The sequence below is a fragment of the Bacillus salacetis genome, assembly GCF_049177075.1.
GTDB classification, from domain to species: Bacteria; Bacillota; Bacilli; order Bacillales; family Bacillaceae_B; genus Rossellomorea; species Rossellomorea salacetis_A.
This window is the reverse complement of record NZ_CP185377.1, coordinates 2,758,065-2,772,670: the sequence shown is the minus strand read 5'-3', so window position 1 is coordinate 2,772,670 and position 14,606 is coordinate 2,758,065. Positions and strand designations below refer to the sequence as shown.

The 14,606-nt window shown below is 42.8% G+C and carries 16 protein-coding genes; 15 read left to right on the top strand and 1 reads right to left on the bottom strand.

Going from position 1 to position 14,606, the window contains the following annotated elements:
- Window positions 1-40: 40 nt before the first annotated feature.
- On the bottom strand, window positions 41-259 hold the full coding sequence (locus ACOJQI_RS14515) for a DUF3892 domain-containing protein (RefSeq protein WP_421379073.1): 219 nt from the start codon (window positions 257-259) through the stop codon (window positions 41-43).
- A 189-nt stretch (window positions 260-448) separates the two neighbouring features.
- Here ACOJQI_RS14515 and ACOJQI_RS14510 point away from each other — a divergent pair, with 189 nt between their 5' ends.
- The 15 genes from ACOJQI_RS14510 (at window position 449) to ACOJQI_RS14440 (ending at window position 14,575) form a co-directional block, all read left to right on the top strand.
- Window positions 449-1,150 (top strand): class I SAM-dependent methyltransferase, encoded by a 702-nt coding sequence (locus ACOJQI_RS14510; RefSeq protein WP_421379071.1) that lies wholly within the window; start codon window positions 449-451, stop codon window positions 1,148-1,150.
- Window positions 1,147-1,845 carry an AIM24 family protein gene (locus ACOJQI_RS14505; RefSeq protein WP_421379068.1) on the top strand — a complete coding sequence of 233 codons (699 nt, stop codon included), beginning with the start codon at window positions 1,147-1,149 and terminating at the stop codon, window positions 1,843-1,845. The genes ACOJQI_RS14510 and ACOJQI_RS14505 overlap by 4 nt, the downstream gene beginning before the upstream one ends.
- Window positions 1,846-2,058: 213 nt before the next feature.
- Window positions 2,059-3,747 (top strand): formate--tetrahydrofolate ligase, encoded by a 1,689-nt coding sequence (locus ACOJQI_RS14500; protein ID WP_421379066.1) that lies wholly within the window; start codon window positions 2,059-2,061, stop codon window positions 3,745-3,747.
- Window positions 3,748-3,773: 26 nt separating this feature from the next.
- Window positions 3,774-4,262, top strand: coding sequence for a hypothetical protein (locus ACOJQI_RS14495; protein WP_421379064.1), 489 nt, complete (start codon window positions 3,774-3,776; stop codon window positions 4,260-4,262).
- Between the two features lie 48 nt (window positions 4,263-4,310).
- Window positions 4,311-5,159 (top strand): DegV family protein, encoded by an 849-nt coding sequence (locus ACOJQI_RS14490; protein WP_421379062.1) that lies wholly within the window; start codon window positions 4,311-4,313, stop codon window positions 5,157-5,159.
- A gap of 87 nt (window positions 5,160-5,246) precedes the next feature.
- A complete protein-coding gene (locus ACOJQI_RS14485; protein WP_421379059.1) occupies window positions 5,247-5,894 on the top strand; it encodes an HD domain-containing protein in 648 nt (215 codons plus the stop codon).
- Complete coding sequence (locus tag ACOJQI_RS14480) at window positions 5,891-7,783, top strand: ABC-F family ATP-binding cassette domain-containing protein (RefSeq protein ID WP_421379057.1); 1,893 nt, start codon at window positions 5,891-5,893, stop codon at window positions 7,781-7,783. Before ACOJQI_RS14485 ends, ACOJQI_RS14480 begins: the two co-directional genes overlap by 4 nt.
- Before the next feature lie 77 nt (window positions 7,784-7,860).
- Window positions 7,861-8,985: a conserved virulence factor C family protein gene (locus ACOJQI_RS14475; RefSeq protein ID WP_421379055.1), complete on the top strand. Its 1,125-nt coding sequence runs from the start codon at window positions 7,861-7,863 to the stop codon at window positions 8,983-8,985.
- 28 nt (window positions 8,986-9,013) lie between these two features.
- The gene (locus ACOJQI_RS14470) at window positions 9,014-9,448 is read left to right on the top strand and encodes a BrxA/BrxB family bacilliredoxin (RefSeq protein ID WP_421379053.1); all 435 of its coding nucleotides are present in this window, start codon (window positions 9,014-9,016) and stop codon (window positions 9,446-9,448) included.
- An 86-nt stretch (window positions 9,449-9,534) separates the two neighbouring features.
- The gene (locus tag ACOJQI_RS14465) at window positions 9,535-10,314 is read left to right on the top strand and encodes a class I SAM-dependent methyltransferase (protein ID WP_421379050.1); all 780 of its coding nucleotides are present in this window, start codon (window positions 9,535-9,537) and stop codon (window positions 10,312-10,314) included.
- Window positions 10,315-10,589: 275 nt separating this feature from the next.
- The gene (locus tag ACOJQI_RS14460) at window positions 10,590-11,183 is read left to right on the top strand and encodes a YpjP family protein (RefSeq protein WP_421379048.1); all 594 of its coding nucleotides are present in this window, start codon (window positions 10,590-10,592) and stop codon (window positions 11,181-11,183) included.
- A 214-nt stretch (window positions 11,184-11,397) separates the two neighbouring features.
- Entirely contained in the window at window positions 11,398-12,099 is a 702-nt protein-coding gene (locus ACOJQI_RS14455) for an anthrax toxin lethal factor-related metalloendopeptidase (protein WP_421379046.1), read from the top strand.
- Window positions 12,100-12,110: 11 nt separating this feature from the next.
- The gene (locus ACOJQI_RS14450; RefSeq protein WP_421379044.1) at window positions 12,111-12,905 is read left to right on the top strand and encodes a thymidylate synthase; all 795 of its coding nucleotides are present in this window, start codon (window positions 12,111-12,113) and stop codon (window positions 12,903-12,905) included.
- The gene (locus tag ACOJQI_RS14445; RefSeq protein WP_421379042.1) at window positions 12,902-13,387 is read left to right on the top strand and encodes a dihydrofolate reductase; all 486 of its coding nucleotides are present in this window, start codon (window positions 12,902-12,904) and stop codon (window positions 13,385-13,387) included. The genes ACOJQI_RS14450 and ACOJQI_RS14445 overlap by 4 nt, the downstream gene beginning before the upstream one ends.
- A 462-nt stretch (window positions 13,388-13,849) precedes the next feature.
- Window positions 13,850-14,575, top strand: coding sequence for a lysophospholipid acyltransferase family protein (locus ACOJQI_RS14440; protein WP_421379040.1), 726 nt, complete (start codon window positions 13,850-13,852; stop codon window positions 14,573-14,575).
- Window positions 14,576-14,606 lie beyond the last annotated feature (31 nt).

The window sequence follows — 14,606 nt, the reverse complement described above, 5'->3', positions numbered from 1 at the left end:
GTCCTTTTTTTCATGATTCCTATTCACCAGCAATGGGTCCTTAAAATATTTCAGGCAGTTCAGAGAAGGTAACATCCCCATTGAAGCTGTTAGCGAGCTGGGAAGTTCCTTCCCCGTCAAATTCAATGCTTACCCCTGATAATACCCCTTCTTGAGCTTCCATTACAGCCTTTTGATATGAAATGATCCTGCCGGTTGAGGTTTGAAAACTGATAATCTGCCCATCATGATTTCGCTGGATTTTAGTGATTTCCTCCATTTGCGTACCCCTTTACAAATAATCTCAAGCCTAGTATGGTCAAAAATCCAAAGTTTAAGAAGGAATCGGGCAAATGTTAATAAAAATAAACTTTTTATCACTCCTTTGAAAGCAGGACTTTTTGCGTTAGGGTGAGAAGAGAATAATATATAGGTTATATACATAATGTTCAGCGAAGAAGGTGGAAGAATGGAAAAGAGAGAATGGCATGAAAGTGCGCAGGAGCGGTGGGATCATAACGCCAGTAATTGGCACAGCAAAAGCGTCAATATGTGGACAGAAGGCAGCAGGAAAGATATCGTGCCATTTGTGGTGAAAAATGTTCCGCAAGGCAGTAAAGTTGCAGACCTCGGGTGCGGAGACGGATTCGGCTCTTATTTATTGAACCAAGAAGGATATGAAGTAACGGGGATGGACCTTTCTGAGAAAATGGTCGAGTTTGCAAGAAAACAAGAAAAGGAGGGATTAGATTTTGTAAAAGGAGACCTATCGCATCCTCCGTTTGAAAAAGGGCAGTTTGATGCAGTCATGATGATTAATTCCCTGGAATGGACGGAAGATCCATTGCATGCTTTAAAACAGATTTCAGAAGTCGTAAGAGAGGATGGGAGGGTATGTATTGGGATCCTTGGGCCCACTGCCCATCCACGGGAAAATTCATATCCGCGGCTTTATGGCGAAGATGTCATTTGCAATACCATGATGCCATGGGAGCTGGAGAAACTGGCCAATGAAAATGGATTGGTAAAAGAGGATGAGACATGGGTGTTCAAAAAAGGTGTTTCAGAAAAACTTACCAATAATCTGTCTCAGGAGCTGAAACAAGCATTGACATTCATGACATTGTTCATGTTCAGAAAAACTCAAGCCGATGTGGAGGGATTAGAGTGAACCAGCGTTTTTCAATTGATGAATTTATCAAGCAAACCCAGCAAGAGGATAAAGGAGAAGGGCTGTTCGAACTGGAAACACCAAGAATGCTGGAGATAAACCTGGATGGAGATGTTTGGGCCAAAATGGGCTCCATGGTTTCCTACAGAGGTGCGATCAAGTTTGAAAGGGAAGGGGTCCTTGAACACGGATTGGGCAAATTATTCAAAAAAGCCCTGACGGGAGAAGGGACTTCCTTAATGAAGGCAAATGGTCAAGGAAAGCTCTACCTGGCTGATCAAGGCAAAAAAATCTCTATCCTGCATCTGCACAATGAAGCAATCTACGTAAATGGAAATGACTTGCTCGCCTTTCAACCAGGTTTGAAATGGGATATTAAACTGATGAGGAAAGTTGCGGGAATGATGGCGGGAGGCCTGTTCAATGTCCGCATTGAAGGCTCTGGTATGGTTGCCATCACCTCGCATTACGAACCATTGACGCTTTTGGTGAAACCGGGGAATCCGGTCTATACCGACCCAAATGCCACTGTTGCATGGTCAGGGGATCTGCAGCCGGATTTCGTTACAGATGTTTCATTGAAAACATTCTTTGGCAGGGGAAGCGGGGAATCCATCCAGATGAAATTTGAAGGAAATGGATTTGTCGTGGTTCAGCCGTTTGAAGAAGTCTACTACAGTGAGCAGCAATCCTGATTCTTTTCAGCAGTTCATTGGGAACCCCCCTTCCTCTTTAGGGAGGGGGGTTTCGATGATAAATACCTAACAGCGAGCGCATAGCCTTTGTTATATATGGACTTTTATATGGTCATTCTGTATAAATGTATCAAGGATGAATTTTCAGTAGTTTACAAATAAATTTTTTTACATAAAGTACGCAAAAAAGTTATGTGTTTAGGAGGTCTCGGAATGAATCAACGAAAAAAAGTGCCAACAGACATTGAAATCGCCCAGGAGGCTGAAATGCTTCCTATCAAGGACATAGCAAATTCACTGGGGCTGATGGAAGAAGATATCGATTTATATGGAAGGTATAAAGCGAAGTTGTCGTATGAATCTATAAAAAAACTGGAGGACAGGCCCGACGGTAAACTGATCCTTGTCACTTCCATTAATCCGACACCGGCCGGGGAAGGGAAGTCAACCGTTACGGTGGGTTTGGGGGATGCGCTTAATTCCATCGGTAAAAAGACGATGATTGCTTTAAGGGAACCTTCACTGGGACCAACGATGGGCATCAAGGGCGGTGCAGCAGGCGGCGGGTATGCACAAGTGCTGCCAATGGAAGATATCAACCTTCATTTTACGGGGGACATTCATGCGATTACCACTGCAAATAATGCATTGGCGGCAATGATTGATAATCACATCCATCAGGGGAATGACCTTGAGATCGATCAAAGACGTATTACATGGAAGAGGGCACTGGACATAAATGACCGGGCGCTCAGGCAGATTGTCATCGGTTTAGGAGGACCAGTTCAGGGGGTGCCGAGGGAAGACGGGTTTGATATTACTGTTGCTTCTGAAATCATGGCCGTCCTATGCCTGGCTAACGATCTTAATGATTTGAAGAAGCGCCTGGGCAGGATGATTGTAGCATATACAATCCATAAAGAACCGGTAACCGTTGAAGACATCGGTGCTCAAGGGGCATTGGCGCTGCTTTTGAAAGATGCGTTGAAACCGAACCTTGTCCAAACCATCGAACATACCCCTGCTCTTGTTCATGGCGGTCCGTTTGCAAACATTGCCCATGGCTGCAATTCTGTGATAGCTACGCGAACCGCTTTAAAACTTACAGATTATGTTGTGACTGAATCAGGATTTGGCGCTGACTTAGGTGCTGAGAAATTTATGAACATTAAAACAGAGGCGCTTGGTGCCAGTCCGGATGCAGTGGTATTAGTCGCAACCGTGAGAGCGTTAAAAATGCATGGCGGACAGGATAAAGCAGATCTGGCCAATGAAAATCTGCCTGCCCTGGAAAAGGGCCTTGAAAACTTGCAGAAGCATATGGAAACCATTCGATTATTTGGTGTTCCTTTTGTTATTGCCATCAATAAGTTCATGACTGATTCAGAAGCAGAACTTTCTTATCTGTTTAACTGGTGTGAGAACAACGGGGCAGCCGTGTCCTTGACTGAAGTTTGGGAAAACGGAGGAAAAGGCGGAGAGGACTTGGCTGGGAAAGTGGTCAGCATAATTGAAAATGACGAAAAATCTTTCAAGAGATTGTATGATAAACAGGTCAGTATCGAAGATAAAATCAGAACGGTTGCATTCAACGTATACGGAGCCAGTGAAGTTGAATTCTCAACAAAAGCGGAAAAGCAGCTGAAAGAGATTAAGGATCTTGGCTGGGGCAGTTTGCCGGTTTGCATGGCAAAGACCCAATACTCACTTTCAGATGATGCCAAGAAGCTCGGCAGACCAAGAGACTTCTCGATTCATATAAGAGAGCTCCGCCCAAAGATTGGCGCCGGATTCATTGTAGCCCTGACAGGTGAAGTGATGACCATGCCGGGCCTTCCCAAAAAACCAGCTGCATATGGAATGGATGTCGATGAAAATGGAAATGTAAGTGGGCTATACTAGGAAGTTTCCGAAGGGAGAAACGGGCGATGTTTGATCCAACAGCTTATGAAAACCTGAAAGTTGTTTTACAGGGAGCATTGTATGAACTCGATATAATGGGATCATTGAAGGTGACAAACAGAGAGGATATTATAGACCTTGCAAGCTTAGAGAGGAGATATTCCCTGACCCTTTCCAACCCGGTTAAAGACGGAGTTACCGTAATGGTGACCCTGTCTGCCGGTATAAAGGAGTGGAATGCAGAAGCTTACCCGAAACAGGGATTGGAGCCAGGAGCAATGCTTCAGGTTCAGTATCAATCAAAAGGAAGCAGCTTTACTGATTCTGTTATGGCTGGAATTGAAAATTGGTGGGGGCCGAAGCGGGATATCGAGTGGCGTGAAATTACTTCCACCAGCCAGCCATTCCTTCATCAGGGAATTGTGAACTTCAACCGGATCATTACAGAAGAAATGGTGGATGACTTGGAGGAAGTTGTAGTACATATAGAAAATTCATTACTGCAATTATTCTGAGCGATTCATAGCCGGATATATATCGGACATACATATAGAAAAAAGGGGATGAGGGATTTGAAGATTGCATGGGTAACAGACAGTACAGCATGCAGCGTTGATGATTTTGACAGAAATCAAGATGTATATGTGGTTCCAATGAATATCCTGATTGGAAAAAAGGAGTATAAAGATGGTGTTGATTTATTTCCGCAGGACCTTTTTGAATTATTGAAAGAAAATGGGGCGGATGCCAAGACCTCTCAGCCTTCAATCGGGATCTTTCAAGAGTTATATACGAAACTGCAAGATGAATATGATCATATAATTTCCATTCACGTATCTGCTGCCTTCAGCGGGACGTTTTCTTCTGCACAGCAGGCAGCCCAACTGGTAGATATCCCGGTTACCGTCATAGATTCAAAGATATTATCTTACCCTTTAACTAAGTTGATATTAGAAGGCATCAAAGCTTCAGAGAATGGCATGCATCCCTCTGACATCGAAAGGGACCTCTTAACAAAGATCAATACAGGTGAGACATTTGTGATGGTTGGAAGTCTTGAACAGCTTCATAAAAGCGGCAGGATGAACGGAGTCTCTTTCTTCCTTGGGTCGGTTTTGAAAATCAAACCAATCCTTGCGATAAAAGACGGAAAGCTAGAGGTTGAAGAGAAAGTAAGAAGCACCCCAAAAGGGTACAGCAGAATGAAAGATTATTTAGACCAGGCCCTGAAAACCAAGGACATTAAAGAAGTCTATATCCTGTATGGATTGAATAAAGACGAGGCGGATTCATGGGTCAACGACCTTTCAGGAAAGTATCCGGAAATCAAATTCTCCTCCCATGAACTTGGTGCTGTCATCGGGGTTCATGCAGGGGAAAATACATTGGGAATCAGCTGGTTTGCGGAGTGAGTTTTAGTGAGGGGCTATCCCTCTTTTTTTGTTGTCATGATATAGATACATCATTCTGTTAAAATAGAGTAAAAAGGGGAGGGCGCTATGGATCAATCAACCATCCGCTTCATTGAGGAACAGGTAAAAGGGGTGCACGCCAAAGATGCAAGCGGCCACGACTGGCATCATATAGACAGAGTGCGGAACCTCGCGCTTTATATAGGAAGAAAAGAAGGAAGCCCCCATTTGGATATCATTGAAGCAGCGGCGCTCCTGCATGATGTTGCCGACGATAAATTGAATGAGAGTGAACATGAAGGCCGGGTAAGGTTACATAGAATTTTAAATAGTATAGAATTACATAATGAAGAAAAAGAGAAAATTATCGATATCATTATGAACATCTCTTTCAGAGGCGGAAATGAAGCGCAGCTTGACTCGCTTGAGGCGAGGGCAGTAAGGGATGCAGACAGGCTTGATGCCATGGGAGCCATCGGTATTGCCCGCACTTTTGCATATGGAGGCAAGAAAGGCAATCCACTATATGATCCCACCCTACAGGTCAGAGAAAATATGACCAGGGAGGAATATCGGATCGGCAAAACATCGACAATACATCATTTTTATGAAAAATTGTTGCTGCTGAAAGATCTCATGTGTACAAAAACTGGGAAACAGGTCGCAGAAGAAAGACATGAGTTCATGGAACTCTTTCTAAAGCAATTTTATACAGAATGGAATGGTCATCAATGAGAATGTTAACGGTTGAAAATATAACAAAATCATACGGGGAAAAGACCCTTTTCAAAAATATCGGTTTTACTATAACTGAAAAGGAAAGGGCAGGATTGATCGGAGTGAACGGAACGGGAAAATCCAGTCTTCTTAAAATCATTGCCGGACTGGATGATGCAGACAGCGGCGACATGACGAAGCCGAACGATTATGTCATTTCCTACCTGGCACAGGAACCTGAACTTGATCCGGATTTAACAGTAATCAGCCAGGTCTTCCAAAGTGATGCGGCAGTCATTAAAGTGATGCGGGAGTATGAGACTGCTTTGCTTCAACTGGAGTCAGACCCCGAAAATGTAAAGAATCAGGAAAAGCTTTTTGAAGCTCAAAGGCAGATGGAAATTCATAATGCTTGGGATGCCAATGCGAATGCAAAAGCTGTTTTAACAAAACTGGGGATTTCTCAATTCTTTACAAAAGTGGGACAACTTTCAGGAGGGCAGAAGAAACGTGTAGCCCTCGCCCAGGTGTTGATTGAAACACCGGATCTGCTCATTCTCGATGAGCCTACCAACCACCTTGATTACCAATCAATCAAATGGCTTGAAGACTACCTATCCAAGTATCAAGGCGCCGTTCTTCTCGTTACGCATGACAGGTACTTCCTTGATCGTGTGACCAATAGGATTTTTGAACTTGATGGAGGAAATCTTTATTCCTATAAGGGGAACTATCAGGCTTTCATTGAAGCAAAAGCCGAACGAGATGTACAGGAAAAGCAAATGGCTGAAAAGCAAAGGAACTTATACCGCAGGGAACTTGCCTGGATGAGACGGGGAGCAAAAGCTCGGAGCACCAAGCAGAAAGCAAGAATCCAGCGCTTCGAAAACCTTGAGGACAACATGATCTCTTCTGCAGCAAATGATGGAATCGATATGTCTCTTTCAGGGAGCCGCCTCGGTAAGCAGGTTTTTGAATTTAAAGATGCATCCAAGAAGTATCCTGGACAGGTTATACTCGACCAATTTGATTATTTGATCAAGCCTGGTGACAGAATCGGCATTGTGGGGAGAAATGGGAGCGGAAAATCGACATTCCTTAATATCCTTGCCGGCGTGGACGGACTGGATTCTGGTGAGCTGACGCAAGGTCAGACCGTTAAGATTGCCTATTATACACAGGGCCATGAAGAGATGGATGAAAATAAAAGAATGATTGAATATATCAGGGAATCCGCTGATGTCATTACCACTGACAGCGGAGACCAGATATCCGCAGCCAGTATGCTTGAACGTTTCTTATTCCCGACCCAATCTCATGGGACTCTGATAAGGAAACTTTCGGGCGGGGAAAAAAGAAGGCTTTTCCTTTTGAAGCTGCTGATGACCAAGCCGAATGTGCTTCTATTGGATGAGCCGACCAATGACCTTGATACAGAGACATTGACAGTACTCGAAGACTATATTTCCGATTTCTCAGGGGTCGTCATTACTGTTTCGCATGATCGTTATTTCCTGGATAAGACAGCAGCCCAGCTCCTGGTCTTTGAAGGCAGCGGTCATATAGGAACATATTTAGGTGAATACTCTGAGTATCTGACACAAAAAGCTGAGGAAACAGCAGAGCCGAAAGAAAAGAAACCTGTTGAAAAACAGGCTGCAGCTAAGCCGGCTCCTTCTGAAAAGAAAAAGCGTATGACTTATAACGAGAAAAGAGAATGGGAATCAATCGATGACAGAATCGCAGAAACAGAGGAAAAGCTGGAAGCGGCACAGTCAGAGCTGGAAACTGTGGGAAGCGATTTTGAAAAGGCACAAAAGCTGATGGAACAAATTGAAGAATACAATACTTCATTGGAAACATTGATCGAGCGCTGGTCCTATCTCTCAGAAATTGCAGAGGGGTAAGCACATTAATTAGGCTAGTCTTCTGTCTATGTTAAAATGGAAGCAATATCAGGGGACTTAGAAAGGGGTCAAGACCTATGAGAATCAAATCAATTGAACCAACGCCAAGTCCGAATACAATGAAAATCATCCTTGATGAAGAAATGGCTGGCGGAAAAAGCAATAATTATAAAAAAGAGGATGCGGCTTCAGCACCAAAACGTATAAGAGATATCCTTGAAATTGAAGGCATCAAAGGTGTATATCATGTGGCTGACTTTCTGGCCATTGAGAGAAATGCTAAATTCGACTGGCAGGAACTCCTCCCGAGAGTAAGGAAAGCATTTGGGGAAGATGCCGAAATTGAAGATCAGGCAGCACAAGCTGATGAGCACTTTGGGGAAGTTGCGGTGAGTGTTCAGGAATTCAAAGGAATTCCCATGCAGGTGAAGCTGACAACAGATTCTGAAGAGAAACGTTTTTCCTTGCCCGAGCGATTTGTTAAAGCTGTAGGAGAAGCACAAATGGAAGGCGACAATGTTGTTCTTCTCCGTAAGTGGAAGGATCAGGGAGCCCGGTACGGGGAACTGGATGAAATCGGTCAAAGTGTAGTTGAAGAGCTGATGGCAGCTTATCCTCAGGACCGCATAGACTCCCTTGTTAAAAAAGCGGTGAATCCGGACGGCAGTGAAGAAAAGACGTTAAAAAGCGGTAAAAAAGTCACGGTAGAGGAATTTAATGCTCCTGATTGGCAAACAAGGTATCAGCTGCTTGACAGTATGAAAGATCCTGAACTCGATGACCTTCCGCTGCTCGAGAAAGCCCTGGAAGATGAGAAAGCATCCATCCGGAGGCTTGCCGTGGTCTATATCGGGATGATTGAAGACAAAAAGGTACTGCCTTTATTGTATAAAGGTTTACAAGATAAGACCGTGACAGTCAGAAGGACGGCAGGAGATTGTTTGTCTGATCTTGGTTTCAAAGAGGCAATGGATGAAATGGCAGAAGCGCTTCAGGATAAAAGTAAACTTGTCCGTTGGCGTGCAGCCATGTTCCTTTATGAAGAAGGAGACGAAAGTGTACTGCCTGCCTTGAAAAAAGCAGAAGACGATCCAGAATTTGAAGTGAAACTCCAAGTGAAAATGGCAATCGAAAGAATCGAAGGCGGAGAGGCAGCAAAAGGTTCTGTCTGGAAGCAGATGACGGAAGCCAGAAAGCAATAATAAATTATTTAAAAGGAGATGGATATCCATGTCAATGGCTTATGAAGAATACATGAAACAAGTCGTGAAACCGATGAGAGCAGAATTAACACAAGCCGGTTTTAAAGAGCTTTTAACAGAAGAAGATGTTGAACAGACAATTGAAAATGCTGAAGGGATTTCATTCGTTGTCGTGAACTCTGTCTGCGGATGTGCTGCCGGATTGGCCAGACCAGCGGCTACACAAGCTGTGTTAAACTCCGAAGTGCAGCCTGATCAGCTCCTGACTGTATTTGCAGGGCAGGACCGGGAAGCGACGGCGAAAATGCGGGAATACTTCGAAGGTTATGAGCCATCTTCCCCATCAATGGCGATTATGAAGGGAAAAGAAGTTATACATTTCATCCCAAGAGAAAACATTGAAGATCATTCTATCGAAGAAATCATGGCTGAGATCAAAACAGGTCTTGAAAAGATAAAATAACAGTAAGCAGCAGATCCAGTGAGACAGAATAGAGAGTTTTGTCTCCCTGGATTTTCTTGTGTGCAAAAGAGAATGGGGGTAACAACGTGTTAGTTACAACGGCAGGCAGGACCAATGATGAAATGATTGAAAAAGCAAAAGGCGCTGCAAAAGAATTGGGACTTTCTTACATACATAGAGAAAAAAGAACCGTGAAGGGGTTGAGGGAGAGATACTGTGAAGACATACTGGTCGTCGGCAAGGAACGAATGGAGTTGTTTTCTTCAGACTCTGATGAACCATTCTTCTTTCATCCAAACTCTGCTTCCTTTCGCTTGAAACGGATATTGAAAGGCGGACAGGATCCGCTTGTCCAGAGCACAGGTCTCGCAGAAGGCATGAGCTTTTTGGACTGTACAATGGGAATGGCATCCGACAGTATTGTCGCGAGCCATGCGGTAGGAAAAAAAGGGAAAGTCACCGGTATAGAAGCAAGCATGCCCATATCTTTCATTATAAAAAAGGGTTTGAAAGCATGGGATTCAGGGGTGGCCGAAATGAACGAAGCCATGGAGAGAGTCGAGGTTGTCCAAGCAGCGGCCTTGGAATTTTTGAAATCATTAGAAGATGAGAGCTATGATGTTGTCTATTTTGATCCGATGTTCGGAGATCCAATTGAAACATCGGCAGGAATCAATCCTATGAGAAAATGGGCAATATATCATTCGGTTGACAAAGAGACTATAGAAGAGGCGAAACGGGTGGCGAAGCAAAGGGTTGTTCTAAAAGAGCACTATAATTCTCCCTTGTTTGAAGAATTGGGCTTCCAGGTGAACAGGCGGCCATCAGCCAAGTTTCATTATGGCTCGATAGACTTAAAAGAATAACGGGATCCCGCTATAAGCAAGATCCCGTTTTCGAGTTAAGTATTTTTGATCAATCAGTAATCGCAAGGGAAATAAAATAAAGCAGCAAAAGCAAGAAACCGATACTAACCATTATATCGACGTTCATGATACTCCTCCTCTATACAAGTTCTTTTAATATAGTACCATATTCCTCAATTAATATCCTTCATAAAATTTTCGAAACCTTTTTGACCATTTAGCCGTCTATATATGTATAATGGAAAACGAGATACATATAGAAAGGAAGAATCTCTATGTCTAATTGGATGAGAAAAACCTTTGTCGTCCTGGTATCCATCTTAACGTTTGGGCTGGTTACCCCTTCGCAAGCATTTCTGAATGAAAATGAAAATTTAAATAAATCTGACAGTAAAGCCCCTTCAAGCCTGCACAGCCAAACAGAGGTTACTGAAATAGCGGAAGAGGCTGAAATTGATCATGGACATTTCGTTCAAAAGATGACTTCCGAAGCAGAGCACCAGGCTTATATGAAGTTTGGCAGCAAGATTAAACCGGTGATTGAAAATGAATTCCAATCCATCATCCTGCCAAAAATTCAACTTGCCATTGAGGAAACAACAAAGCACTTTTCTGAAAATGAACTTTCATACCTGACCATTTCCGAAGTTCCAGCTTATGCAAAAAGTGAAAAAATTTTTCATATCTATGATGAGCGCAGCGGGGAAGATATAATCCGTTTCCATGTCAGAAGAGACCATCCGCCGCTGGACGGTTACTATTTTAACTTTCACTACCATACCAGAAAAGATAACTTTCAAGAACATCACAGCTTGGGGGATATCTTTTGGGACAAAAATGTTCCTCCGCAGTGGAACAGCCTTTCCTAGAATAATAGAAAACAAGGGTAAAGCAACCCTTGTTTTTTTATGTGCAAATTAAGTGGTTTAAAACTATACTAAAATACTCGATGAACAAGCAGACTAGTTAAATTATTCAAAAATCTTACAGAATAATATTATTGTAATATATGTTATAATAGTTTCATAGTTGAAATGAAGATATCTGATGATAGTCTCTGGCAATGGAAGGGTGACCGCTTGAATGTATGCAAAAATTTCATTGATCGTCACCGCTGTCTGTGCGGGAGTCTTATTTATATTTCAAAATACCTCTGCTAATTATCCAGGTCTGCTGCTGGATCAAGCCCCGATTAATAAAGACCTTACATTGCAATCCGAGATCTTAGAAGAAATCATCCTCTTGCCTCAAGATCCTTTCGATGAGGATGAAGCGAGGCAAATCATTTACAGACTCGACCATTTGCCGACTGGGCTTCTCCAGCAGGTAAAAGCTGAAGGAATAATGGTCCGTTTGTTCGAAGACAAATTAACAAGTTTCCCTACGACTCAACACTTGAAAGGTGTCACCCCGAGAGGGTACACTAATACAGAAAGAACTTGGGATGAAGTCCCCGGAATCGGGGGATCCCAGCTTGTCTTGGTTAAGATAGGGCATAGCGAAAAAGGGGCCGGGCATGGCTCTATCAATCTGGAGCTTCATGAACTGGCGCACAGCATCGATCGATATGTCCTGGATGAAATCTATTATAAAATGAAGTTCACCGCCATCTGGAAACAGGAGGCGCACATCCTCTTCCCGGAAGAACCTTATTTCCTGGAGTATAAAGAGGAATATTTCGCAGAAACGTTCGCCATGTACTTTTTGAATTTGAAAACAAATAAAGAGTTGAAAGAAAAGGCGCCTGCGACACACCAATTTTTCGAAGAATTGGAATCTATGTAAAGGGGAACGACATGAAACAATATCTTGAGCTTTGTAAACATGTATTGAAAAACGGCACCGAAAAAGGCGACCGGACAGGCACCGGAACCATCAGCACCTTTGGTTATCAAATGCGTTTTGATTTAAGTGAAGGGTTCCCGATGCTTACGACAAAGAAATTGCATTTGAAGTCAATTGTCCATGAACTGCTTTGGTTTCTTAATGGTGATACGAATGTAAAATATCTTCAGGAAAATGGTGTCCGGATTTGGAATGAATGGGCAGATGAAACAGGTGATCTTGGCCCTGTCTACGGTAAACAGTGGCGCTCATGGGAAGGAGCGGGAGGAGAAACGATTGACCAGATTTCTGAGCTGATTGAAAATATCAAGAAGAATCCTGACTCCAGGAGATTGATTGTAAACGCTTGGAATGTTGGTGAAATAGATAAAATGGCACTTCCGCCATGTCACTGTCTATTTCAATTCTATGTTGCTGACGGAAAATTATCCTGCCAGCTTTATCAGCGCTCGGCGGATGTATTCCTTGGCGTTCCTTTCAACATAGCTTCCTATGCATTATTAACTATGATGATTGCAAATGTATGTGACTTGGAACCTGGTGAATTCGTCCATACCTTCGGCGATGTGCATATCTATCAAAATCATCTTGAACAGGTAAAGCTTCAATTAACCAGAGAACCGCGTTCACTTCCTTCCATTCGTATCAATAAGGAAGTCAAAGATATCTTTAGCTACAGCTTTGATGACTTTACACTTGAGGATTACGATCCGCATCCGCATATTAAAGGAGTTGTGAGTGTATGATTTCATTTGTTTGGGCCATGGATGAAAATGGTGTTATCGGTCATGAAAACAAGCTGCCATGGAGACTTCCAGAGGACTTGAAGTTTTTTAAAGAGACTACAATGGGGCATCCGATTGTGATGGGAAGAAAGACTTTTGAGTCGATTGGAAAACCGCTTCCGGGCAGGGAAAATATCGTTCTTACAAGAGATGTTTCATATGAAGCAGATGGCTGCATCATTTACCATGAGGTAGAAGAGGTACTTCATTATGCAGAGGAAAGAGAAGTTGAGGTTATGGTAACCGGCGGTGCGGAAATTTTCAAGAAATTCATCCTTTATGCGGATAAGCTTTATGTAACGAGAATTTTTGAAAACTTTGAAGGGGACACGTACTTTCCTGAACTCAACTGGGATGATTACAAGCTGATCTCCACAAAGCAGGGGATACAAAATGAGCAGAATCCTCATCACTATGTCTTTGAAGTATATGAAAAAAAATAATGATTTGAGAACTGGCAGAACTTCATTGATCTGCCAGTTTTTTTAATTGATATTTTAAAAATTAAAAACAAAAAGAGTTGCAGTATCAACAAACTTGCCAGCTTTTTGCATGTTGGATACTCATAAATAGTGAACGATATACTTACACTCCTTAGATAGGAGGGTGGTTCAAGTCGGTTTCTAAAAGTTTTGGTTTTTAGAATACATAAGCACTACTATTGTATTTAACAAGTTGATTGGAACGGAAGGTGCTTGATCTCCTGCGGGAGCAGCGTGACAGGTGAGACCCCGCAGGCGCAGCCGAGGAGGCTCACCGCACGCCCCGCGGAGTCACGCACCTGGAGTGGAAATCAATAGTCCCCATCTTAAAATACCAACCTTTATAAAAAATCGTAAAAAAACAGTCACTTTTGAAGGAAAAAAGCTATAATGATATGGAGGAATTTTGAAAGGGGTTACATCATGTTTCGATTCGTATATGTTCTTTTTTTTATGGTCTCATATCTCATTTATAGTATTCCCAACCTTGCAAGAGTGAAAAAAGTCAGTAGTATCGAGAATGTAGAAGAGTCAGATACAATCAGGCATTCCATGGCGAAAAGGTTGGCTAAAGGAATCATCGTAAGGACCGGGACAACCGTAATCTTAAAAGGAGAAGGGAATATCCCAAAGGGTCCGGTTTTGTTTGTCTCCAATCATGAAGGAGATTTCGATATACCTGTCCTTTTGGGGTATATTGAAAAACCATTCGGTTTCATGTCAAAGATTGAAGTCAAAAAAGTACCTGTCATCAGTCAGTGGATGACCGTACTGAACTGTGTTTTTGTCGACCGGAAGAATAAACGCCAGTCTGTCCTTTCCATAAGAGAGTGTATAACCAAATTGAAGGAAGGCCACTCCCTTGTAATCTTTCCTGAGGGAACCCGAAACAAAGGAAAGGGGATCAATTCATTTAAGACAGGCGCTTTCAGAATTGCATTGGATGCAGAAGTGCCGATCATCCCGGTCCATATCCAGGGTACAGCAGATATCTTTGAAAATCAGAGGGCAGGATTAAGACCGGCATCTGTTACGATTAACATTTTGCCGCCTGTTTTGCCTGGTGAATACCAGGGTAAGACACCGAGGGAATTAGCGGATGATATACAGGGACTCATATCCTCCGGCACAATCACTAAAGCTTCCTAGAGATTTGTCATTTCCATAGGGGATTTTTGCG